19 protein-coding genes are annotated in these 24,171 nt (G+C 57.6%); 10 read left to right on the top strand and 9 right to left on the bottom strand.

From position 1 onward, the window contains the following. Positions 1–97: 97 nt before the first annotated feature. Positions 98–1,444: a two-component system sensor histidine kinase EnvZ gene (envZ, locus tag AC2FAJ_RS21995; RefSeq protein WP_028014672.1), complete on the bottom strand. Its 1,347-nt coding sequence runs from the start codon at positions 1,442–1,444 to the stop codon at positions 98–100. Continuing rightward, a complete protein-coding gene (gene ompR / locus AC2FAJ_RS21990) occupies positions 1,441–2,160 on the bottom strand; it encodes an osmolarity response regulator transcription factor OmpR (RefSeq protein ID WP_001157751.1) in 720 nt (239 codons plus the stop codon). The genes envZ and ompR overlap by 4 nt, the downstream gene beginning before the upstream one ends. Before the next feature lie 228 nt (positions 2,161–2,388). On the opposite strand from ompR, the gene greB reads away from it, so the two are divergent. The 5 genes from greB to feoC all read left to right on the top strand — a co-directional run bounded on the left by greB (position 2,389) and on the right by feoC (position 8,407). Continuing rightward, positions 2,389–2,862: a transcription elongation factor GreB gene (greB, locus tag AC2FAJ_RS21985; RefSeq protein WP_014885539.1), complete on the top strand. Its 474-nt coding sequence runs from the start codon at positions 2,389–2,391 to the stop codon at positions 2,860–2,862. 86 nt (positions 2,863–2,948) lie between these two features. Further along, positions 2,949–5,279, top strand: a complete 2,331-nt coding sequence (locus AC2FAJ_RS21980) for a Tex family protein (protein ID WP_048957373.1) — start codon at positions 2,949–2,951, stop codon at positions 5,277–5,279. Positions 5,280–5,581: 302 nt separating this feature from the next. Continuing rightward, the gene (gene feoA / locus AC2FAJ_RS21975) at positions 5,582–5,809 is read left to right on the top strand and encodes a ferrous iron transporter A (RefSeq protein ID WP_006177893.1); all 228 of its coding nucleotides are present in this window, start codon (positions 5,582–5,584) and stop codon (positions 5,807–5,809) included. 30 nt (positions 5,810–5,839) lie between these two features. Next, positions 5,840–8,158 carry a Fe(2+) transporter permease subunit FeoB gene (gene feoB, locus AC2FAJ_RS21970; protein WP_485454521.1) on the top strand — a complete coding sequence of 773 codons (2,319 nt, stop codon included), beginning with the start codon at positions 5,840–5,842 and terminating at the stop codon, positions 8,156–8,158. A 12-nt stretch (positions 8,159–8,170) separates the two neighbouring features. Continuing rightward, positions 8,171–8,407: a [Fe-S]-dependent transcriptional repressor FeoC gene (gene feoC, locus AC2FAJ_RS21965; RefSeq protein ID WP_041911908.1), complete on the top strand. Its 237-nt coding sequence runs from the start codon at positions 8,171–8,173 to the stop codon at positions 8,405–8,407. Between the two features lie 33 nt (positions 8,408–8,440). Here feoC and AC2FAJ_RS21960 read toward each other — a convergent pair whose 3' ends face one another. After that, entirely contained in the window at positions 8,441–8,710 is a 270-nt protein-coding gene (locus AC2FAJ_RS21960; protein ID WP_028014676.1) for a YdgH/BhsA/McbA-like domain containing protein, read from the bottom strand. 111 nt (positions 8,711–8,821) lie between these two features. After that, the gene (gene bioH, locus AC2FAJ_RS21955; RefSeq protein ID WP_048957376.1) at positions 8,822–9,595 is read right to left on the bottom strand and encodes a pimeloyl-ACP methyl ester esterase BioH; all 774 of its coding nucleotides are present in this window, start codon (positions 9,593–9,595) and stop codon (positions 8,822–8,824) included. Between the two features lie 36 nt (positions 9,596–9,631). Between bioH and gntX the strand changes: the two genes are divergently transcribed. The 3 genes from gntX (at position 9,632) to gntT (ending at position 12,575) form a co-directional block, all read left to right on the top strand. Then, a complete protein-coding gene (gntX, locus tag AC2FAJ_RS21950; RefSeq protein ID WP_188246203.1) occupies positions 9,632–10,315 on the top strand; it encodes a DNA utilization protein GntX in 684 nt (227 codons plus the stop codon). Between the two features lie 61 nt (positions 10,316–10,376). Continuing rightward, on the top strand, positions 10,377–10,952 hold the full coding sequence (nfuA, locus tag AC2FAJ_RS21945) for a Fe-S biogenesis protein NfuA (RefSeq protein ID WP_003861601.1): 576 nt from the start codon (positions 10,377–10,379) through the stop codon (positions 10,950–10,952). A 306-nt stretch (positions 10,953–11,258) separates the two neighbouring features. Further along, positions 11,259–12,575: a gluconate transporter gene (gene gntT / locus AC2FAJ_RS21940; RefSeq protein WP_028014680.1), complete on the top strand. Its 1,317-nt coding sequence runs from the start codon at positions 11,259–11,261 to the stop codon at positions 12,573–12,575. Positions 12,576–12,634: 59 nt separating this feature from the next. On the opposite strand, the gene malQ is transcribed toward gntT, so the two are convergent. Both malQ and malP read right to left on the bottom strand, forming a co-directional pair. Continuing rightward, entirely contained in the window at positions 12,635–14,716 is a 2,082-nt protein-coding gene (gene malQ / locus AC2FAJ_RS21935) for a 4-alpha-glucanotransferase (protein WP_193031684.1), read from the bottom strand. 9 nt (positions 14,717–14,725) lie between these two features. Continuing rightward, the gene (gene malP / locus AC2FAJ_RS21930) at positions 14,726–17,119 is read right to left on the bottom strand and encodes a maltodextrin phosphorylase (RefSeq protein ID WP_485454520.1); all 2,394 of its coding nucleotides are present in this window, start codon (positions 17,117–17,119) and stop codon (positions 14,726–14,728) included. Positions 17,120–17,704: 585 nt separating this feature from the next. On the opposite strand from malP, the gene malT reads away from it, so the two are divergent. Continuing rightward, positions 17,705–20,410, top strand: coding sequence for an HTH-type transcriptional regulator MalT (gene malT, locus AC2FAJ_RS21925; protein ID WP_232927369.1), 2,706 nt, complete (start codon positions 17,705–17,707; stop codon positions 20,408–20,410). A gap of 61 nt (positions 20,411–20,471) precedes the next feature. On the opposite strand, the gene AC2FAJ_RS21920 is transcribed toward malT, so the two are convergent. The 3 genes from AC2FAJ_RS21920 to glpE are packed head-to-tail and all read right to left on the bottom strand — an operon-like array spanning position 20,472 to position 22,457. Continuing rightward, positions 20,472–21,230 (bottom strand): DeoR/GlpR family transcriptional regulator, encoded by a 759-nt coding sequence (locus AC2FAJ_RS21920; RefSeq protein ID WP_028014684.1) that lies wholly within the window; start codon positions 21,228–21,230, stop codon positions 20,472–20,474. A gap of 16 nt (positions 21,231–21,246) precedes the next feature. Next, on the bottom strand, positions 21,247–22,077 hold the full coding sequence (gene glpG / locus AC2FAJ_RS21915) for a rhomboid family intramembrane serine protease GlpG (protein WP_045259371.1): 831 nt from the start codon (positions 22,075–22,077) through the stop codon (positions 21,247–21,249). Positions 22,078–22,124: 47 nt separating this feature from the next. Then, positions 22,125–22,457 (bottom strand): thiosulfate sulfurtransferase GlpE, encoded by a 333-nt coding sequence (gene glpE / locus AC2FAJ_RS21910; RefSeq protein ID WP_028014686.1) that lies wholly within the window; start codon positions 22,455–22,457, stop codon positions 22,125–22,127. Between the two features lie 188 nt (positions 22,458–22,645). On the opposite strand from glpE, the gene glpD reads away from it, so the two are divergent. Further along, a complete protein-coding gene (gene glpD / locus AC2FAJ_RS21905; RefSeq protein WP_485454519.1) occupies positions 22,646–24,154 on the top strand; it encodes a glycerol-3-phosphate dehydrogenase in 1,509 nt (502 codons plus the stop codon). The last annotated feature ends 17 nt before the right edge of the window (positions 24,155–24,171 follow it).

The following is a 24,171-nucleotide window of genomic DNA, read 5'->3' as shown; positions in this document are numbered from 1 at the left end:
CCTCAGTTGTAAGTGTCTACCATGTCCCCGAACAAGTGTTCACTATGTCCCCGGACCGTACAGTGGGAGAGGGCCGGGGTGAGGGCATCAGACCGCACTATCCCTCTTTCACCTGCCCCCGCGTCACCGGAACCGGCAACCAGGCGCGAATGCTCAACCCGCCCCGCTCGCTGGTACCAATCTCCAGCAATCCGTTATGGTTATCCACAATACGCTGCACAATCGCCAGGCCTAAACCCGTACCGCTGGTGCTGCGCGCGCTATCGCCGCGCACAAATGGCTGGAACAGATGCTTACGCTGCTCGGGCTTAATGCCCGGACCGTCGTCTTCCACCTGGAACCAGGCGCGGTTGAGTTCAGACCCGCTGCTAACCTTAATCCAGCCGTTACCGTAGCGCGCCGCGTTAACCACCATATTGGCCACCGCACGCTTAATGGAAAGCGGGTGCATACGAACCTGAATTTCACCGTCCTGAAGGTCAGTATCAATTTCACGCTCATAACCACTTTCTGCGGCCACCACTTCGCCCAGCACCGCGTTCAGATCGGCCATTTCCATCGGCATCTCCTGACCGGTGCGCAGGTAGTCGATGAACTGCTCGATGATGGCGTTACACTCTTCGATGTCCTTGTTAATAGACTCGGCGAGATAACCGTCCTCTTCACCCATCATCTCCGTCGCCAGACGAATACGCGTTAGCGGGGTGCGCAGGTCATGACTGACGCCGGCCATCAGCAGCGTACGGTCATCCGCCAGCTGCTTAACGCCTGCCGCCATGTGGTTAAACGCGCGCGTTACTGAGCGCACTTCAGAGGCACCATATTCACGCAGTGGAGGAGGAATAATGCCTTTACCGACCTGCAGCGCCGCGTGCTCCAGGTCGACCAGCGGTCGGTTCTGGATACGGATAAACAGCCACGCGCCGCCTATCGCCAGCAGCATAATGGCAAGGGTGTAGCGGAACAGCGGCGAGAAATCGCCCTGATGGATTTCAGTCAGCGGAACGCGTACCCAGATGTTGGGTGACAGCCAGGTTTTCAGCCAGACGACGGGCGAGCTTTTGTTGACCTCAACGCGCACTTCCGTCGGGCCACCCAGCTGTTGCGCCATCTGCTGGCTGAGGAATTCATAGTGCTGCGCCCAGCGCAGGCCAGCATCTTCCGCCGCTTCATTGGAGTAAAGCGAAATGCCCAGTTCACGGTAGATTTCACGGCGAAATGCCGGGGGAACAACCAGCTGCGTGCCGTCCTCCAGCTGCAGCTTATCGGTCATCAGCATACGCACTTCGTAGGCCAGGACCTTATTAAACTGCTGGAGGCTCGGCAGAATCGCAAAGTTCAACACCACCAGGTAGGTCGTCACCAGGCTGACGAACAGCAGGGTGACGATCAGTAAGAGGGTGCGGGCAAACGAGCTTCGCGGCGAGAAGCGCATTCGCCTCATGCTTTAGAGCCGTCCGGAACGAACACGTAGCCCAGACCCCATACGGTCTGAATATAACGAGGATGCGCCGGATCTTCTTCCACCATGCGGCGCAGGCGGGAGATCTGCACGTCGATGGAGCGTTCCATTGCGGAGTATTCGCGACCGCGCGCCAGGTTCATCAGCTTGTCGCGGGAAAGCGGCTCGCGCGGGTGGCTGACCAGCGCTTTCAGTACGGCAAACTCGCCGCTGGTGAGCGGCATTGGCTCATCTTCACGGAACATCTCGCGCGTGCCGAGGTTCAGCTTGAACTTGCCGAAGGCAATGACGGCTTCTTCCTGGGACGGCGCGCCCGGCAGTTCATTCGCCTGACGGCGCAGCACGGCACGAATACGCGCCAGCAGCTCGCGCGGGTTAAACGGTTTTGGAATGTAGTCGTCGGCGCCGATTTCGAGGCCTACGATACGGTCAACTTCTTCGCCCTTCGCCGTCACCATGATGATCGGCATCGGGTTGCTCTGGCTGCGCAGACGGCGGCAGATAGAAAGCCCGTCTTCACCCGGCAGCATCAGGTCGAGAACCATCAGATGGAAAGATTCGCGGGTCAGCAGACGGTCCATCTGCTCAGCGTTCGCGACGCTACGAACCTGGAAGCCCTGCTCGGTCAGATAACGCTCAAGCAGCGCGCGCAGGCGCATGTCGTCATCCACGACCAGAATTTTGTAGTTTTCTTGCATTGTGTGTACTCCCAAAGGTTCGGATAGTCTTTGTAACAGCGTATTCTAAAAAAGTGCACGTATTCGACCAGTTAATTCTGGTATAAATTCTAGTCGAAATTGTTACAAAGCATATTTAACAGCAGCTTATCTGTTCATTTCATCACATAAATCATTATTAATCCTGTCTGTTACACTGTGTGGTACGTATTGTGCGCAAAACAGAGAACCGGCAGCAAAGGCAGCACCATGAAAACGCCCCTGATCACCCGCGAAGGGTACGAAAAGCTCAAAAAAGAGATGGATTACCTGTGGCGCGAAGAGCGTCCTGAAGTAACCAAAAAGGTGACCTGGGCGGCCAGCCTGGGCGATCGCAGCGAAAATGCTGATTATCAGTACAACAAGAAGCGGCTGCGCGAAATTGACCGCCGGGTACGCTATCTGACGAAGTGTCTCGAAAATCTTAAAATTGTCGATTACTCCCCGCAGCAGGAGGGCAAAGTGTTCTTCGGCGCGTGGGTGGAGATTGAAAACGACGATGGTGACACCCTGCGTTTTCGCATCGTCGGTTACGATGAAATTTTTGGTCGTAAAGATTACATTTCTATCGACTCCCCTATGGCCCGCGCGCTGCTGAAAAAGGAAGTGGGCGATTTAGCCGTCGTGCAGACCCCAGCCGGTGAAGCCAGCTGGTACGTCAATGAGATCGTCTACGTAAAATAGTCCGAGAGCGCCCTCCCCGGCTGGCATTTTGCCGTGTCAGCCCGTATAACTATCCCCTGATTTTTGACCCACAAGATGATAAAGCCATGATGAAAGATTCGCTCTGCCGCATTATTGCGGGTGAACTTCAGGCCAGAGCCGAACAGGTAGAAGCTGCCGTTCGCCTGCTTGATGAAGGGAACACCGTGCCGTTTATTGCACGTTATCGTAAGGAAGTCACAGGCGGTCTGGATGACACGCAGCTGCGTAACCTGGAGACCCGCCTGGGCTATCTGCGCGAGCTGGAAGAACGTCGTCAGGCGATCCTCAAATCCATCGGCGAACAGGGCAAGCTGACCAGCGAGCTGGAAAGCGCCATTAACGGCACCCTGAGCAAAACTGAACTCGAAGATCTCTATCTGCCGTACAAACCGAAGCGCCGTACCCGCGGGCAGATTGCGATTGAGGCGGGCCTTGAGCCGCTGGCAGAGCTGCTGTGGAATGAGCCATCTCACGACCCGGAAACCGAAGCGGCGAAATTCGTCGACGCCGACAAAGGTGTCGCTGACACCAAGGCCGCTCTGGACGGCGCGCGCTACATCCTGATGGAGCGCTTCGCGGAAGACGCCGCCCTGCTGGCCAAAGTGCGTGATTACCTGTGGAAGAACGCCCACATCGTCTCTACCGTCGTCGCGGGCAAAGAGGAAGAAGGCGCGAAGTTCCGCGACTACTTCGATCACCACGAACCAATTTCGACCACCCCGTCTCACCGCGCGCTGGCGATGTTCCGCGGCCGCAACGAAGGCGTGCTCCAGCTCTCCCTGAACGCCGACCCGCAGTTTGACGAGCCGCCGAAAGAGAGCCACTGCGAGCAGATTATCATCGACCATCTCGGCCTGCGCCTGAACAACGCCCCGGCGGACAGCTGGCGCAAAGGCGTGGTGAGCTGGACCTGGCGCATCAAGGTGCTGATGCACCTGGAAACCGAGCTGATGGGCACCGTGCGCGAACGCGCGGAAGACGAAGCGATCAACGTCTTCGCCCGTAACCTGCATGACCTGCTGATGGCCGCTCCTGCGGGCCTGCGCGCCACCATGGGGCTCGATCCGGGCCTGCGTACCGGCGTGAAGGTGGCGGTCGTTGACGGCACCGGCAAGCTGGTCGCCACCGATACCATTTACCCGCACACCGGCCAGGCAGCGAAAGCCGCCGTCGTGGTGGCGGCGCTGTGCGAGAAGTACAACGTGGAGCTGGTTGCCATCGGTAACGGCACCGCATCACGCGAAACCGAGCGTTTCTACCTCGACGTGCAAAAGCAGTTCCCGAAAGTGACGGCACAGAAAGTGATCGTCAGCGAAGCGGGCGCATCGGTCTATTCCGCCTCTGAGCTGGCGGCGCAGGAATTCCCTGACCTGGACGTTTCCCTGCGCGGCGCGGTCTCCATCGCCCGTCGTCTGCAGGATCCGCTGGCGGAGCTGGTGAAGATCGATCCGAAATCCATTGGCGTGGGCCAGTATCAGCACGACGTGAGCCAGACGCAGCTGGCGCGCAAGCTGGACGCGGTCGTGGAAGACTGCGTAAACGCCGTCGGCGTGGACCTGAACACCGCTTCCGTTCCTCTGCTGACCCGCGTGGCGGGCTTAACCCGCATGATGGCACAGAACATCGTGGCCTGGCGCGATGAGAACGGCCAGTTCCAGAACCGTCAGCAGCTGCTTAAAGTGAGCCGCCTGGGGCCGAAAGCGTTTGAGCAGTGTGCGGGCTTCCTGCGCATCAACCACGGCGATAACCCGCTGGATGCCTCTACCGTTCACCCGGAAGCGTACCCTGTTGTTGAGCGCATCCTGGCCGCCACCCAGCAGGCGCTGAAGGATCTCATGGGCGACAGCAGCGCTCTGCGTAACCTGAAAGCCGTTGATTTCACCGACGAAAAATTTGGTGTACCAACCGTTACCGACATTATCAAAGAGCTGGAAAAACCGGGCCGCGATCCGCGTCCTGAATTCAAAACGGCGACCTTTGCTGACGGCATCGAGACCATGAACGATCTCCTGCCGGGCATGGTGCTGGAAGGCGCGGTGACCAACGTCACCAACTTCGGCGCGTTTGTGGATATCGGCGTGCACCAGGACGGTCTGGTGCATATCTCTTCCCTTGCCGACAAGTTCGTTGAAGACCCGCACACCGTTGTCAAAGCGGGCGACATCGTGAAGGTGAAAGTGCTGGAGGTGGATCTGCAGCGCAAGCGTATCGCCCTGACCATGCGTCTGGATGAGCAGCCGGGCGACACCAGCGCGCGCCGTGGCGGCAACGGCGGAGGCCGCGAGCAGCAGCGTCCGGCCACGAAAGCCACAAAACCGCGCGGGCGTGACGCGCAGCCTGCGGGCAACAGCGCGATGATGGACGCGCTGGCGGCGGCGATGGGTAAGAAACGCTAAGGTAACCCCCCCTCACCCTACCCCTCTCCCCAAAGGGGAGAGAGCCGGGATGAGGGGAATAAAATCATCTCGAAATATATGAAACCGATTGCACACCCATATTTAAACCGCTATTTATCACTCCATTAACAAATATGCTTTTTATTTCTTCCCGGGTAATTCTGCAAATATTGAGCAAGGTCAATCAGACCGCAAATTAATACGATTAACAACATCCCGTCACATTTTTATTATTGCTGATAAAAACTATTCTCATTATCATCGCAGTGTAGATTATTTAACCTCTCGTGGAATCAGGCATTATGCAATTCACTCCAGACAGTGCATGGAAAATTACCGGTTTTACCCGCGAAATTAGCCCGGCCTATCGGCAGAAGCTGCTGTCACTTGGCATGCTGCCCGGCTCATCATTCCAGGTCGTGCGTGTGGCGCCGTTGGGCGATCCTGTTCATATCGAAACCCGGCGCGTAAATCTGGTTTTGCGCAAAAAAGACCTCGCATTAATTGAAGTTGAATCTTTATCCCGTTAACAAGCCAGCGGTTTCGGTGGGTCTAATACAATGAAAAAATTAACTATTGGCTTAATTGGCAATCCTAATTCCGGCAAGACAACCTTATTTAATCAGTTAACCGGCGCGCGCCAGCGCGTGGGAAATTGGGCAGGCGTAACAGTTGAACGTAAAGAAGGCCAGTTCACGACAACGGACAATCAGGTCACCCTGGTTGACCTTCCCGGCACCTACTCCTTAACCACGATTTCATCCCAGACTTCGCTCGATGAGCAAATTGCCTGCCACTACATTCTTGGCGGCGACGCGGATCTGCTGATCAACGTGGTCGACGCTTCGAACCTCGAGCGAAACCTTTACCTGACGCTACAGCTGCTGGAGCTGGGGATCCCCTGCATCGTGGCGCTCAACATGCTCGACATTGCGGAAAAACAAAAGCTGCGCATCGACGTCGATGCGCTCTCCGCGCGCCTGGGCTGTCCGGTGGTTCCGCTGGTCTCGACCCGCGCTCGCGGTATCGACGCCCTTAAGCTGGCGATTGACCGCCACGCGGGAAACCGCGACGTTGAGCTGGTGCATTACGCCCAGCCGCTGCTGCGCGAAGCCGAACGGCTGGCGCAGGAGATGGACAGCAGCATGCCTGCAAAACAGCGGCTGTGGCTCGGCCTGCAGATGCTGGAAGGGGATATCTACAGCCGCGCCTATGCCGGACATGCGGCGGATAAGCTGGACGTGGCCCTCGCCCGTCTCAGCGACGAGCTGGACGATCCGGCGCTGCACATCGCCGATGCGCGTTATCAGGCCATTGCGTCAATTTGCGACGTGGTCAGCAACGCCCTTACCGCAGAGCCCAGCCGCTTCACGGCGGCGGTGGATAAGATTGTGCTCAACCGCTTCCTCGGTTTGCCCATCTTCCTGCTGGTGATGTACGTGATGTTCCTGCTCGCGATTAACATCGGTGGCGCGTTGCAGCCGATTTTTGACGCCGGTTCTGTCGCGGTCTTCGTACACGGTATTCAGTGGGTAGGTTACACCCTGCACTTCCCGGAATGGCTGACCATCTTCCTTGCCCAGGGGATTGGCGGCGGTATCAACACCGTTCTGCCGCTGGTACCGCAGATCGGCATGATGTATCTGTTCCTCTCGTTCCTCGAAGATTCCGGTTACATGGCGCGTGCCGCCTTCGTGATGGACCGCCTGATGCAGGCGCTGGGCCTGCCGGGCAAATCGTTCGTCCCGCTGATCGTCGGCTTCGGCTGTAACGTGCCGTCGGTAATGGGCGCGCGCACCCTGGATGCACCGCGTGAACGACTAATGACCATTATGATGGCGCCGTTTATGTCCTGCGGCGCGCGTCTGGCAATCTTTGCCGTCTTCGCGGCAGCCTTCTTTGGCCAGCAGGGCGCGCTGGCGGTCTTCTCGCTGTACGTGCTGGGCATCGTGATGGCGATCCTGACCGGCTTAATGCTCAAGCACACCATCATGCGCGGTGAAGCGTCACCGTTTGTAATGGAGCTTCCGGTCTATCACGTCCCGCATCTGAAAAGCCTGGCGATCCAGACCTGGCAGCGTCTGAAAGGCTTTGTACTGCGCGCCGGTAAGGTGATTGTTATTGTCAGTATTTTCCTGAGCGCGCTGAACAGCTTCACCCTCACCGGTCAGGCGGCAGATAACATCAACGACTCTGCCCTCGCCTCCGTCAGCCGCGTCATCACGCCGGTCTTCAAACCGATTGGCGTACAGGAGGATAACTGGCAGGCGACCGTGGGCCTGTTCACCGGTGCGATGGCGAAAGAGGTGGTCGTCGGGACCCTGAACACGCTCTACACCGCAGAGAACATTCAGGAGCAGGAATTTAACCCGGCGGAGTTTCACCTCGGTGACGAACTGCTGGGTGCCGTAGAGGAGACCTGGCAGAGCCTGAAAGAGACCTTCAGCCTGAGCGTGCTGGCTAACCCGATTGAGGCCAGCAAAGGCGACGGCGAAATGGCGACCGGTGCCATGGGCGTGATGGGCGAGAAGTTTAGCAGCGCGTCCGCAGCCTACAGCTACCTGATCTTCGTTCTGCTCTATATTCCGTGCATCTCGGTGATGGGGGCGATTGCCCGTGAGTCCAGCCGCGGCTGGATGGGCTTCTCCATTCTGTGGGGGCTGAATATCGCCTACTCGCTGGCGACGCTGTTTTACCAGACCGTTAACTTCAGCCAGCATCCGCGCTACAGCCTGGTCAGCATCCTGGCGGTCATCCTGTTTAACGTGATTGTGATTGGCCTGCTGCGCCGGGCGCGAAGCCGCGTTGATATCAACCTGCTGGCGACGCGTAAAACCCCGGGCACCTGCTGCAACAGCCCGGCTGGCGACTGTCACTAAGGGGAAAAACAGATGGCATCGTTGATTCAGGTTCGTGACTTACTGGCATTGCAGGGACGCATGGAGGCAAAACAGCTCAGCCTTAGCCTGCATACGCCGCAGCCGATGATCGATGCCATGCTGGAGCGCCTGGAAGCCATGGGTAAAGCCGTGCGGATTCAGGAAGAAGCGGAGGGTTGCCTCTCCGGCAGTTGCAAAAGCTGTCCGGAAGGAAAGGCCTGTCTCAGGGAGTGGTGGGCACTGCGCTAATAAAGCCGGGCATTGCTGCCCGGTTTTATCGTATTACTTATAGACATCCGCAGTAGCGCGTACGTTTTTGGTCTGTTTTTCTGCGCTGGTGACGACGAAGTATGTCCCGCCCAGCTCATCCGCTTTCTTCGACAGCTCTTTTCTTGCATCCATCGGCGCGGTGGTGTCAGACGTAGAAATCTCACCAATTTTCGTCAAATTCATCCCGGCAACTTTATCTTTTTCCAGCTCTTTTGCCGCAAAAACGCCAAATGACAGTGACCCAATAACCAGAGAAGTGACAATACCTGTAACAAGTTTCATAGCCTGACTCTCCATAGGATTGTTGTTTTGATCATCGTAGGCAGAACAACCGCAACGACATCTGGAGTATGGTTGCGGTGTGTAACTTTTTCCAGGCTGGATAGAAAATAATCAGTCTAAACGTTGACTTAACGCAACCAACGCTGAACAAAACTCCGTCGGATGAGAGATAAACGGCGCATGCGCGGCTTTTGCTATGACCTGTGATTCGCTGTCCGGCCAGAGGGAATCCAGAAGTGGGACCACTTTGCGCGGCACCAGCCCGTCGAGATAACCATAGATGCGCAGGTGCGGCATGCTCAGCCCGGCCAGCGGCTCGCGCAGATCGGCCGTTTTCAGGATCTCCAGACCGCCGTTAAGCACCTCAACGTCCGGCATCGGCAGGGAGAGCACCACCTGCTTTAACGCTCTGGCATCCTGACGCGCGGTTTCGGTACCCATTGTCTGCAAGGCGAGGAATCGCTCGACGGTCCGCTGGAAATCGTCGCTCAGCTGCTGCTGGAAGCCCGCCAGAACGTCAGGTTTGATGCCGGGCCACGCCTCTTGCGCGCTAAAGCATGGCGACGAGGCCACGGTGACCAGCGCCCTAACACGCTCGGGCCAGGAGAGCGCAATCTGGCTTGCCACCAGCCCGCCCAGACTCCAGCCCAGCCAGATGGCATTTTGCGGCGCGGCGTCTATAACGTGCTGCGCCATTTCATCAAGCGACATCGCGCCAAAGCCACGGCTGCGACCATAGCCCGGCAGATCAACCAGATGTAACGTAAATTGCGAGGCAAGTTCCTCGCTTATGCAATGCCACACTTCCGCATTCAGGCCCCATCCGTGCAGCAGCACAAGATGGCAATTTCCTGTCCCTACGGTCTGCCACCACAGCGTCTTCATCAGTTACTGTTCTCTTTTTTCACATGGAGGTTGCACATGCTAACAGTGCCTGGCTTGTGCTGGCTATGCAAAATGCCGCTTGCCCTCAGCGCGTGGGGCGTCTGTTCCGTCTGCACGCGTTCGCTGGAAAGGCGTATCACAACCTGCCCGCAATGTGGTTTACCGGCGGCGAACCGCGATTTGCCCTGCGGCCGCTGCCTGAAAAAATCCCCGCCGTGGAGCGCGCTGGTGACCGTGGATGATTATGTTCCGCCGCTGAGCGGGCTTATTCACGCCCTGAAGTTTTCCGGCCAGAGTTCGCTGGCGCAGCCCCTTGCCCGCCTGCTTTTGCTGGCCGTTTTACAGGCGCGACGAACCCGCGCTTTGCCGAAAATCGACATGGTGGTGAATGTCCCCTTATACCGACGCCGACACTGGCGGCGAGGCTATAATCAAAGCGACCTGCTCTGCCGCCCGCTCGCCCGGTGGCTGGGCTGTCGCTACGATGCCAGCGCGCTTACCCGCGTTCATGCCACCGCCATCCAGCATCAGCTCAACGCCCGGCTTCGCAAAAGGAACCTGAAAAACGCCTTTCGCCTTGAATTGCCGGTCCACGACCTCCATATCGCCATCGTGGATGACGTGGTCACCACAGGCAGTACCGTTGCTGAACTTTCCCGACTGCTTTTGCAAAGCGGCGCCGCGTCGGTTCAGGTATGGTGTCTGTGCCGTACCTTGTAGCCCTTCTTCAATGGGCGTATGATTATACCCAGGTAATTTAGTCAACTATTAGGCCAAAGCTATGATCCGTATTTCCGATTCTGCACAAGCGCACTTTGCCAAACTGCTGGCAAATCAGGAAGAAGGGACGCAGATCCGCGTGTTTGTGATCAATCCAGGCACTCCGAATGCAGAATGTGGTGTCTCTTATTGTCCTCCGGACGCTGTGGAAGCAACTGACACTGCCCTTAAATTTGAACAGCTCACCGCTTACGTCGATGAACTGAGCGCGCCGTATCTTGAAGATGCGGAAATCGACTTTGTCACCGACCAGCTGGGTTCTCAGCTGACCCTGAAAGCGCCAAACGCCAAAATGCGTAAAGTCTCTGACGATGCGCCACTGATGGAGCGCGTTGAGTATCTGCTGCAGTCCCAGATCAACCCACAACTGGCCGGCCACGGCGGTCGCGTTTCCCTGATGGAAATCACGGAAGACGGCCTGGCGATCCTGCAGTTCGGCGGCGGCTGTAACGGTTGCTCCATGGTCGACGTGACCCTGAAAGAAGGGATCGAGAAGCAGCTGCTGAACGAATTCCCGGAACTGAAAGGCGTGCGCGACCTGACAGAGCACCAGCGCGGCGAGCACTCTTACTACTAATTCAGTACCCGTCTGTATTGCCCGGTAGCGCTGCGCTTACCGGGCCTGACTCCCTTGCCTTCCCCCTCTATATGTTGACCTGCGTCTCATAATTCAAATTTTGCCTCACCGGGTGATTCTCAACCACGATATGTTACCCGTATCATTCTCGTGGGCACTCAACACCCTTATAACAGCCGACTAAACTTAACTGTTTCGCAGGCATCAGCATGAGTGCCATTAACCACTCTGTTCCCAGTTGGGACAACCGGAATTTGTCGTTGAAACAATGACGTTACCCATAACAATTCAAAGGCCAGGTAAATCATGCCATTAGTCATCGTTGCTATCGGTGTTGTGTTATTACTGCTCTTGATGATCCGCTTCAAAATGAACGGATTTATCGCTCTGGTTCTGGTGGCACTTGCAGTCGGTCTGATGCAGGGGATGCCGCTGGTTAAAGTTATCAGCTCTATCAAAGCCGGTGTAGGCGGCACGCTCGGCAGCCTGGCACTGATCATGGGCTTCGGCGCCATGCTCGGTAAAATGCTGGCGGACTGCGGGGGCGCGCAGCGTATTGCCACCACGCTTATCGAAAAGTTTGGCAAGAAGAACATCCAGTGGGCGGTGGTGTTAACCGGTTTTACCGTCGGTTTCGCGCTGTTCTATGAAGTGGGCTTCGTGCTGATGCTGCCGCTGGTGTTCACCATCGCCGCCGCGGCCAACATCCCGCTGCTGTTCGTGGGTGTGCCAATGGCTGCTGCGCTGTCCGTCACCCACGGCTTCCTGCCGCCGCACCCCGGTCCAACCGCCATCGCCACCATCTTCCACGCCGATATGGGTAAAACCCTGCTGTTCGGTACGATTCTGGCGATCCCGACCGTAATTCTGGCAGGCCCGGTGTATGCCCGCTTCCTGAAAGGCATTGATAAGCCTATTCCGGAAGGTCTGTACAGCGCCAAAACCTTCACTGAAGAAGAGATGCCAGGCTTTGGCGTCAGCGTCTGGACCTCGCTGGTACCGGTGATCCTGATGGCAATGCGCGCCGTGGCGGAGATGATCCTGCCGAAAGGCCACGCTTTCCTGGCCGTTGCCGAGTTCCTCGGCGACCCGGTAATGGCAACGCTGATTGCGGTATTGATTGCGATGTTTACCTTCGGCCTGAACCGTGGCCGCTCTATGGATCAGATCAACGACACGCTGACCTCGTCCATCAAAATCATTGCCATGATGCTGCTGATTATCGGCGGTGGCGGTGCGTTCAAGCAGGTGCTGGTCGACAGCGGCGTGGACAAATACATCGCTTCCATGATGCATGAAACCAATATCTCTCCAATCCTGATGGCGTGGTCTATTGCTGCCGTGCTGCGTATCGCGCTGGGTTCTGCAACCGTTGCGGCGATTACAGCGGGCGGTATCGTTGCGCCGCTGATTGCCACCACGGGCGTCAGCCCTGAGCTGATGGTTATTGCGGTAGGCTCCGGCAGCGTGATTTTCTCTCACGTAAACGATCCGGGCTTCTGGCTGTTCAAGGAGTACTTCAACCTGACCATCGGTGAGACCATCAAGTCCTGGTCAATGCTGGAAACCATTATTTCGGTCTGCGGCCTGGTAGGGTGTCTGCTGTTGAATATGGCTCTCTGACTCTCCTGCTCGATCGGTTCCCTCTCCCCTTTGGGGAGAGGGCTAGGGTGAGGCGCAAATTACGACTTCTTACCCACCGCCTTTCTGCGCTTATCCAAATCTTTAATCAGCCTGTTCACCCCGTCATCGGCAAACATCGTCTCAAGCGTTGTGGACAGCTTGCGGCGCCAGTTCTTGTACTGATAGCTGGTGCCCGGAACGTTCACCGGCTCCGCCATATCAATCCAGTCTTCCGGCTGCAGGCCGAGCAAAGCGCTGTTGCTGTCGGCAATATAGCGCTGCAGGCCACGGTTGAGCGTTGGGGTCATTGCCATCAGCGACGCCTTATGTCCGGCACGCTTCGGCAGACAGCCATGTTTGTGCAGCGCGTCCAGCAGCCCCTGCTTCGCCAGCTCGCGGTCCTGATACAGTCCGCGCAGAACCTCTTCATCTGGATAGAGGCCCAGCGTTTTGCCGAGGGTCAGATCGCCGCTTTCCCAGTAGCCTCTGAGCGTAGGAAGATCATGCGTCGTCGCGACTGCCATTGACTGTTCAGGGTACGCTTTCGGCGCGCGGAAGGTTTTCTCATGGTCGTTTTCAAAATAGAGCACTTTGTAGGAATAAACCCCGCTGTCGCGGAGCTTGCTGACAATTTCCACCGGTACGGTACCGAGATCTTCACCGATCACCATGCACTGATGACGTTTACTCTCCAGCGCCAGGATCGACAGCAGATCGTCCACCGGATACTGCACGTACGCCCCGTGATCGGCCGTTTCACCGTACGGGATCCACCACAGGCGCAGCACGGACATCACGTGGTCAATGCGCAGCGCCCCGCAGTTCTGCATGTTCGCGCGCAGCAGGTCGATAAACGGCTCGTAGGCGCGCGCCGCCATCACGTGCGGATCCATCGGCGGCAGGCCCCAGTTCTGACCGAGCGGGCCGAGGATATCCGGCGGCGCGCCGACGGATGCTTTCAGGCAGTAAAGCTCACGGTCACACCAGGTTTCCGCGCCGCCTTCCGCCACGCCCACGGCCAGATCGCGATACAGGCCGATCGGCATCTTATAGCCCTGGCTCACCTGCCAGCAGGCGGCAAACTGGCTGTACGCCAGCCACTGCAGCCACAGGTAGAAGTCCACCTCGTCGGCATGATTTTTACAGAAGGCTTTGACTTCAGGGGTATCCACGGTCTGATACGCTTCCGGCCAGACCGGCCAGCCCCAGCGCATTTCGTCCTCTTTCACCTGATACGCGTGCAGCGCATCAAATGCCGCCTGCCAGTAGAGGCTTTCACCTTCCTGCATCACGAACTGGCGGAAGGCCGCCATCTGCTCGTCGTCGCGCTTCGCAAAGCCTTTCCACGCCAGGCGCAGAGCCGCCATTTTCAGCGCGGTCACGGAGGCATAATCTACCCAGTCCGCATCGCGGGCCTGCTTCAGCAGCTGCTGGGTGGTCTCAAGCTTCCACCACGCCTGCGCCTCTTTGCTGTTTTTGAAATCGTCTAACGCGTTAACGTCGATGTAAATCACGTTCAGCCAGCGTCGGGAAGACGGGCTGTACGGGCTCGCGCTTTCCGGGTTGGCCGGATAGAGCGCGTGGATCGGGTTGAGGCCGATAAACGCGCCGCCGCGCTCGCCCACGGATGCCAGCATGTTCTTCAGATCGCCAAAATCGCCGATGCCCCAGTTGCTGTCTGAACGCAGCGTATAGAGCTGCACGCAGGCGCCCCACAGTTTTTTGCCTTCGAGCAGCGCCTGCGGCTCATAGCAGCGTTTTGGCGCGACGATCACCCGGCAGTGAAAACGCTGTTCGTCCTGGGTGAGCGTCAGGCTGTGGTAGCCCTCCGGCAGCTTTGCCGGAAGGTTTAACGTTTTGCCGCCGGTGGCGTGGCCTTTATGCTGATGCCCCTCTTCGGTGGTGAGCAGCCAGCTATACTCGCCGCGCCCCTCCACCGCCAGCGGCATCTTTTTGCCTGCGGTAAAGACCTTCACGTTTGGCACCGGAGCAGCCGACGCGTTCGCGTCGGTTTTGTGCATGGCATCCAGCAAACGTCTTTTGGTGTCCGCACCAATAGACTGCGGTTTGCCGTGCGCGTTGATGTAACTGAGGCTAATTCCCGCCGCCTGCGCGGCACTGTCCAGACGTTTACTCTCCATCGCGCTTCCTTAGCGTTTTGCCTGCCAGATACGGGCCTGATAATCACGGATTGAGCGGTCAGAGCTGAACATGCCGCAGCGCGCGGTGTTCAGAATGCACGCCCGGGTCCACGCCTCCTGGTCGCGGTACAGCACGTCGACCTGTTTCTGCGCTTCAACGTAGGCCGTGAAGTCCGCCATCACCAGGTACGGGTCGCCACCGTGTTTGTCCATGCTGTGCAGCATCTGGTCAAACGCGTGCTTGTCGCCATCGCTGTATTTGCCGCTTTCCAGCTCCTTCAGCACCGCATCCAGCACTTTGTCTTTTTTACGCCATTTCACCGGGTCGTAGCCTTTGGCCTTGATGGCTTTCACTTCTTCAACAGTATGGCCGAAGATAAAGATGTTCTCTTCACCGACCTTCTCGGCGATTTCGACGTTCGCACCGTCCAGCGTGCCGACGGTCAGCGCGCCGTTCAGCGCCAGCTTCATGTTGCCGGTACCGGACGCTTCTTTCCCTGCGGTCGAGATCTGCTCGGAGATATCCGCCGCCGGGATCAGCATTTCCGCCACCGAGACGCAGTAATCCGGCAGGAACACGACCTTCAGCTTGTCGCCCACTTTCGGATCGCTGTTGATCGCCGCCGCCACTTTATTGATGGCGAGGATAATGTTTTTCGCCAGGTAGTAGCCCGGCGCCGCCTTCGCACCGAACAGGAACACGCGCGGCACGCGGTCGGCCTGCGGGTTCTCGCGGATCTCTTTGTACAGCGCCAGAATATGCAGCAGGTTCAGGTGCTGACGCTTGTACTCGTGCAGGCGTTTGATCTGGATATCGAAAATGGCGTTCGGGTTGATCTCAATCCCGGTACGCATTTTCACAAACTCCGCCAGGCGAACCTTGTTCTCCAGCTTGATCGCGCGGTACTGCTCGCGGAATTTCGCATCGTCGGCGTATTTTTCCAGGTTAATCAGCTGGTCCAGATCGTTGGCCCACTCTTTCTTCAGGGTCTTATCCAGCAGGCCGGCCAGCAGCGGATTGCACTGCTTGATCCAGCGACGCGGCGTAATGCCGTTGGTCACGTTGTGGAACTTGGTCGGCCACAGCTGGTGATATTCCGGGAACAGATCTTTCACCACCAGATCGGAGTGCAGCGCCGCCACGCCGTTAACGGCAAAGCCGCTCACCACGCACATGTTCGCCATACGCACCTGTTTGTCGTGCACCACCGCCAGCTTCGCCCAGACGGCTTTGTCGCCCGGCCAGGTTTTCTCCACCAGCGCTTTAAACTGGTCGTTAATCTTGTTGATGATCTGCATGTGGCGCGGCAGCAGCGTTTTCACCAGCTTCTCATCCCAGCACTCCAGCGCTTCCGGCATCAGGGTGTGGTTGGTATAGGCGAAGGTGCGGCTGGTGATGGCCCAGGCGTCGTCCCAGCTCAGCTGATGCTCGTCAATCAGCACGCGCAGCAGTTCCGGGATGGCAATAGTCGGGTGCGTATCGTTAAGCTGAATGACTTCGAAGTCCGGCAGTTGCGCCAGCTTGCGGCCCGCCAGGTGATGGCGACGCAGAATGTCCGCCACGGAGCAGGCGCACTGGAAGTACTGCTGCATCAGGCGCAGCTTTTTACCCGCCAGGTGGTTATCGTTCGGATAGAGGACTTTGGTCAGCTTCTCGGCGTCGATGCCCTGCTGCTCGGCACGCAGGAAATCGCCGTCGTTGAATTTGGTCAGGTTGAACGGATGCGCGTGCTTCGCCTGCCACAGACGCAGCGGCTGCGCCACGCCGTTACGGTAGCCGAGCACCGGCAGGTCCCAGGCTTCGCCGGTAATAATGAACGCCGGTTCCCAGAGCCCCTGCTTCGTCACTTTCCCGCCGATGCCGACCTGCACGTCCAGCTGCGCGTTGTGGCGGAACCACGGGTAGGTATTGCGATGCCAGTCGTCCGGCGCTTCCATCTGGTGGCCGTCGGCAAACGACTGACGGAACAGGCCGTACTGGTAGTTCAGGCCATAGCCAATCGCCGACTGGCCGACCGTTGCCATAGAGTCAAGGAAACAGGCCGCCAGACGCCCCAGTCCGCCGTTGCCCAGCGCCGGGTCGATCTCTTCTTCCAGCAGGTCGGTCAGGTTAAGGTCGTGCTCTTTCAGCACATCACCCACCTCCTTATACCAGCCAAGGTTCAGCAGGTTGTTGCCGGTCAGGCGGCCAATCAGGAATTCCATCGAGATATAGTTAACGTGACGCTGGCCTTTGACGGGCTTCGCCACGGGCTGAGCATCCAGCTGCTCTGCGAGCGCCCCGCTCACCGCCTGCCACCACTGGTGAGGCGTCATCTCGTTTGCAGCATGAAGGCCAAAACGCTGCCACTGACGCGTCAGGGCAGCCTGGAATTGAGCTTTGTTGAAGGTAGGCTGTGACATAGGGGATCGGCATCCTTTAGAAAGAAAACACAAGTTGGCGCTAGTGTGCCTGGCTCATTTCACCTCTTCCTCCTCCCGTGGGGGATTAGACAGGGAGGAGTAGCGGGGATGAGCGTAAAAGTGTGATCGAGGCCACTCTGAGAGCATAGCCGGAGTGTGCCCGGAAGATAAAAAAGTAACCGGGGAGAATGTCAAAGAAATGAAATGCGGTTTTGGATGAAATTAATCCACGCGGAAATGATTGCTTACGGAGAATAATATTTCAGCAATCGGGTCCTGCCTAAGGAGATTATTAATCTCACTCAACTTTACCCGAAGTTTATTAAATTCGACGTCATTATACCTTTCTGAAACCAGTTTCAGCCCAGCCTCGTGACATCCATACAAGCCAGCATTGACGCGGCATCAAAGCCTTTTCAAAAAAGTTCCAGTACTGGCCGGAATGTTTTGTGACAGAGTGCAAATTCAGAGCCACAAAAGCCAGACATAACTTGCAATAGTTCTCTTTCTGACCGACCTTATAGCTATTAATTACGAAGCGCAAAAAAAATAAATTCTCTCGTTCCCCACAGTGAAGTGAAACCTATGTTGATTCCGTCAAAATTAAGTCGCCCGGTTCGTCTTGACCATACAGTGGTCCGCGAGCGTCTGCTGGCTAAACTTTCCGGCGCGCATAATTTCCGACTGGCGCTGGTTACGAGCCCTGCAGGTTATGGAAAAACAACGCTCATTTCACAATGGGCCGCAGGTAAGAGCGATCTTGGCTGGTACTCTCTGGACGAGGGCGATAACCAGCAAGAGCGTTTTGCCAGCTATCTGATTGCCGCTATTCAACAGGCAACCAACGGACACTGCGCCGCCAGCGAGGCAATGGTGCAAAAGCGCCAGTACGCCAGCCTGTCCTCCCTTTTCTCTCAGCTGTTTATCGAACTGGCCGAATGGCATCGCCCGCTGTACGTGGTGATTGATGACTATCATCTGATCACGAACCCGGTTATCCATGAGTCTATGCGCTTCTTCCTGCGCCACCAGCCGGAAAACCTGACCCTGGTCGTGCTGTCACGCAACCTGCCGCAGCTCGGTATTGCCAACCTGCGCGTGCGCGATCAGCTTCTGGAAGTGGGCAGCCAGCAGCTGGCCTTTACCCACCAGGAAGCGAAACAGTTCTTTGACTGCCGCCTGACCTCACCCATTGAGGCCTCCGAAAGCAGCCGCCTGTGTGATGATGTCGCGGGCTGGGCCACGGCGCTGCAGCTGATTGCCCTTTCTGCCCGGCAAAACAACAGCCCGACGCACCAGTCTGCGCGCCGTCTGGCCGGTATCAACGCCAGCCATCTTTCGGATTACCTGGTGGATGAGGTGCTGAACAGCGTCGATCCCTCCACCCGCAATTTCCTGCTGAAAAGCTCCCTGCTGCGCTCCATGAACGACGCGCTGATTGTGCGCGTAACAGGCTGTGAGAACGGTCAGCTGCAGCTGGAAGAGATTGAACGTCAGGGCCTGTTCCTGACGCGCATGGACGATCCCGGCGAGTGGTTCAGCTATCACCCGCTGTTTGGCAGCTTCCTGCGCCAGCGCTGCCAGTGGGAGCTGGCAACGGAATTGCCGGAAATCCACCGCGCCGCCGCTGAAAGCTGGATGGCGCAAGGCTTCCCGAGCGAGGCCATTCACCACGCGCTTGCCGCCGGTGACGCCAGCATGCTGCGCGATATCCTGCTTAACCACGCGTGGGGGCTGTTTAACCACAGCGAACTGACGCTGCTGGAAGAGTCGTTGAAAGCCCTGCCGTGGGAGAGCCTGCTGGAGAACCCGCGCCTGGTGCTGCTCCAGGCCTGGCTGATGCAGAGCCAGCACCGCTACAGCGAAGTGAATACCCTGCTGGCGCGCGCCGAGCAGGAGATGGAAAGCGAAATGGATATCACCCTGCACGGCGAATTTAACGCCCTGCGGGCGCAGGTCGCGATTAACGACGGCGATGCGGATGAAGCGGAACGGCTGGCGATGGTCGCGCTGGATGAACTGCCGCTGGCGAATTTCTACAGCCGGATTGTGGCTACCTCGGTGCACGGCGAAGTGCTGCACTGCAAGGGCGAACTGACGCGCTCCCTTTCGCTGATGCAGCAAACCGAGCAGATGGCGCGCCGCCATGATGTGTGGCACTACGCCCTGTGGAGCCTGATCCAGCAAAGCGAGATTTTATTCGCACAGGGGTTCCTGCAGGCCGCCTGGGAAAATCAGGAAAAAGCGTTCCAGCTGATTCGTGAACAGCACCTGGAACAGCTGCCGATGCACGAGTTCCTGTTGCGTATTCGCGCTCAACTGCTGTGGGCATGGTCGCGTCTGGATGAAGCAGAAAGCTGCGCCCGTCAGGGTGTGAACGTGCTCTCCGGCTTCCAGCCTCAGCAGCAATTGCAGTGTCTGGCCCTGCTGGTGCAGTGCTCGCTGGCGCGTGGCGATCTGGATAACGCCCGCAATCACCTTAACCGTCTGGAAAACCTGCTCGGCAACGGTCAGTACCACAGCGACTGGGTATCGAACGCCGACAAGGTTCGGGTGATTTACTGGCAGATGACGGGGGACAAAAAATCCGCCGCCAACTGGCTGCGCCAGACGCCTAAACCGGAATTTGCCAATAACCACTTCCTGCAAAGCCAGTGGCGCAACATCGCCCGCGTGCAGATCCTGCTGGGTGACTTTGAGCCTGCCGAAATTGTGCTGGAAGAGTTAAACGAAAACGCCCGCAGCCTGCGTCTGATGAGCGACCTGAACCGCAACCTGCTGCTGCTCAACCAGCTTTACTGGCAGGCGGGCCGCAAAAATGATGCCCAGCGCGTGCTGCTGGAAGCCTTGCAGCTGGCGAACCGCACCGGGTTTATTAGCCACTTCGTGATTGAAGGTGAAGTGATGGCGCAGCAGCTGCGCCAGCTGATTCAGCTCAACACGCTGCCGGAGCTGGATCAGCATCGCGCCCAGCGAATCCTGCGCGAGATTAATCAGCACCATCGCCACAAGTTTGCGCATTTTGACGAGAACTTTGTTGAACGTCTGCTGAACCACCCGGAAGTGCCGGAGCTTATTCGCACCAGCCCGCTCACCCAGCGCGAATGGCAGGTGCTGGGACTGATCTATTCCGGATACAGTAACGAGCAGATTGCCGGTGAGCTGGCGGTGGCGGCAACCACCATCAAAACGCACATTCGCAATCTGTATCAGAAGCTGGGCGTGGCGCACCGTCAGGACGCGGTGCAGCATGCGCAGCAGCTGTTGAAGATGATGGGGTACGGAGTTTAGTTTTGTGCGGCCTGATGCCCTCACCCCGGCCCTCTCCCACAGGGAGAGGGAGAACGGCTTTTCAACACAACTCTAACTGCAAATTATTATCCTTAATCACCTGCATCACGCCCGCTGGCGGCATCACGTCGGTATAGACCGCATCCACCATGCTGATGCTGCCCATGTTCACCATCGCGTTTCGGCCAAACTTCGAATGGTCCACCACCAGCATCACGTGGCGCGAGTTCTCAATAATCGCGCGCTTGGTGCGCACCTCGTGGTAATCAAACTCCAGCAGCGAGCCGTCGGTGTCGATGCCGCTGATCCCCAGGATGCCGAAGTCGAGGCGGAACTGAGAGATAAAGTCGAGCGTCGCTTCGCCGATAATCCCGCCGTCGCGGCTGCGCAGTTCGCCGCCCGCGAGGATGATGCGGAAATCATCTTTCTGCATCAACGTGTTGGCGACGTTCAGGTTGTTGGTCACCACGCGCAGGTTCTCGTGATCCAGCAGCGCATGAGCAACCGCTTCTGGCGTGGTGCCGATGTCAATAAACAGCGTCGCACCGTTCGGGATTTGGCTCGCCACTTTACGCGCAATGCGCTCTTTCTCTGCCGTCTGCGTGGCTTTACGGTCGTGCCAGGAGGTATTGACCGAGCTGGACGGCAGCGCCGCGCCGCCGTGGTGGCGCAAAATACGGTTCTGATCGGCCAGATCGTTCAGGTCACGACGGATGGTTTGCGGGCTGACGGCAAACTGCTCGACCAGCTCTTCGGTGCTGACGTATCCCTGTTTTTTGACCAGTTCGATAATGGCGTCATGACGTTGTGTTTGTTTCATCAATTATCCCTGAGAATTATGTTCGTTTTCGCGCATGGAGCGTGTCGGCAAGCGCCATTGCAAGACCGACGGCGAGGCCGGTGACGTGCGCACCATTGGCGATAGACATACCAAACAGATCAAACCATCCGGCAATTAGCCATATTAACGCAAAGGCTATTAATCCGCGTTGTAAATAGATGCCGCTTTCCGGGTCGCGCTCCCCGCGAAGCCAGACGTAGCCCATCAAAGCGTAGACGACACCCGACAGCCCGCCGAACCACGGGCCGCTGAATTTATGCTGTACATAGCCGCTCAGCAGGGCGCTGATTACGGTGATGACAATCAGCTTGCCGCTGCCGAGCCGCTTCTCAACGATACCGCCGAGATACCACCACCACAGCAGGTTAAAGAGGATATGCATCACCGAGAAATGCATCAGCGCGTGGGTAAAGTAGCGCCAGACGTCAAAATCCAGCGACGGATCATACGGCCACGCCAGCGCGATCATCACGCTCTGGTCGCCCACCACGTTCATAATAATGAAGACAATAATGCAGGCCGCCATCAGCAGCAGCGTAAACGGGCCCGCGCGCTCGCGTATCGTGGCAAGGAAGGGAAAGCGGCTGTAATGCAGTCCGCTGCCGGTCTGCCCGGATTGCCAGCTGGCCGCCAGATAACGCGGGTCGCCGGGGTTCTCAAGGAAACGCGCCAGCTCCTCGTTGACCCGCCCTGCCTGGCTCTCATCGGCCAGCCAGACGTCGGTCTGAGTATGTTGCTGAATGGTCAGAATAACGCCCTGCGTCGCCATATAGTCGACAAACGCCTGGGCGACGCGCGGGTTGGTAAAAGAGGTGATCATCAACATGGGCAGCGGTCGCTTATTTCCACACAAAAGGGGACAGTATAGCGGGATTAGCGCTCAAACGCGTATTCCACTTCTGCCGGGAAATGACGATGCCAGGCATCAAAGCCGCCGTCGACGCTGTATACCGCGTCATAGCCTTGCTGAATCAGATACTGCGCCGCGCCTTTGCTGCTGTTGCCGTGGTAACACATGACCATAACGGGCGTTTCGAAGTCGTTATCGCGCATAAACGCGCCCAGCGTGTCGTTGGTCAGATGAAACGCGCCCGGCGTGTGGCCCATCGCAAAACTCTGCGGGTCGCGGATATCCACCAGCACCGCTTTTCCCTGGTGCATCTTCTGGTGGGCTTCTTCTACGTTAATACATTCAAACTGATCCATGGTGTTCTCTTTACAGTGGTCAACGACAAGATTTTACCCCGTAGTGTACGTCCTGGCGGCGGGTAAACGCCATTATGTTATCCATATCACTCTAAATTGTTTTTTTGATGTTACCAAAAGCGCGTTCCTTTGCTATTATGAGCGATATCGAACATTTTTGAGCTTTAACGAAAGTGCATGAGGGTGTTATGGAAACCAAAGATCTGATTGTGATAGGCGGTGGCATCAACGGTGCCGGTATTGCGGTTGATGCCGCAGGACGCGGTTTATCCGTGCTGATGCTGGAAGCTAACGATCTCGCCTGCGCGACGTCGTCCGCCAGCTCCAAGCTGATCCACGGTGGCCTGCGCTACCTGGAACACTACGAATTCCGCCTGGTCAGCGAAGCGCTGGCCGAACGCGAAGTGCTGCTGAAAATGGCCCCGCATCTGGCGATCCCGATGCGCTTCCGCCTGCCGCACCGCCCACACCTGCGTCCGGCGTGGATGATCCGCATCGGCCTGTTTATGTACGATCATCTGGGCAAACGCACCAGCCTGCCGGGTTCGAACGGTTTGCGTTTTGGCTCAGAATCGGTCCTTAAGCCGGAAATCGTGCGCGGTTTCGAATATTCAGACTGCTGGGTGGACGATGCGCGTCTCGTTCTGGCGAATGCGCAGATGGTCGAGAAGAAAGGCGGCGAGGTGAAAACCCGCACCCGCGCGACCGCCGCCCGTCGTGAAAACGGCCTGTGGATTGTGGAAGCGGAAGACGTGGATACCGGCGAGAAGTTCAGCTGGAAAGCACGCGGCCTGGTGAACGCTACCGGCCCGTGGGTGAAGCAGTTCTTCGACGACGGCATGCACCTGCCTTCGCCGTACGGCATCCGCCTGATCAAGGGCAGCCACATTGTGGTGCCGCGCGTGCATACCCAGAAGCAGGCTTATATCCTGCAAAACGAAGATAAACGCATCGTGTTTGTGATCCCGTGGATGGACGAATTCTCCATCATCGGCACCACCGACGTGGAGTACAAAGGCGATCCGAAGAACGTCGAGATCGACGAGAGCGAAGTAAACTACCTGTTGAAAGTGTATAACGCACACTTTAAGAAACAGCTGTCGCGCGACGACGTGGTCTGGACCTACTCTGGCGTGCGTCCGCTGTGCGATGACGAGTCTGACTCACCGCAGGCCATCACCCGCGACTACACGCTTGATATCCACGACGTAGACGGTCAGGCACCGCTGCTGTCGGTGTTTGGCGGCAAGCTGACTACCTACCGCAAGCTGGCCGAGCACGCGCTGGAAAAACTGGCGCCGTACTACAAAGGTATTGGCCCGGCGTGGACCAAAGAGGCAGTGCTGCCCGGCGGAGATATTGGCGGAAACCGCGACGATTACGCCGCGAAGCTGCGCCGTCGCTTCCCGTTCATTACCGAAGGGATGGCGCGCCACTACGCCCGCACCTACGGCAGCAATACCGAGCTGTTCCTGGGCGACGCGAAATCGCTTGCCGATCTGGGTGAACATTTCGGCCACGAGCTGTACGAGGCCGAGCTGCGCTACCTGGTTGAGCACGAGTGGGTTCGCCGCCTTGAAGATGCCATCTGGCGTCGTACCAAAGAAGGGATGTGGCTTAACGCCGACCAGCAGTCTCGCGTGGCGCAGTGGCTGCAGCAGCATGCGGGGAAGCGTGAGCTGTCGCTGGCGTCGTGATGTAAAAAAGCCCGGTG

This window comes from Enterobacter cloacae complex sp. 385G4, from assembly GCF_057320665.1.
The sequence above is the reverse complement of the archived record's forward strand: the minus strand, read 5'-3'. Positions and strand labels throughout refer to the sequence as shown.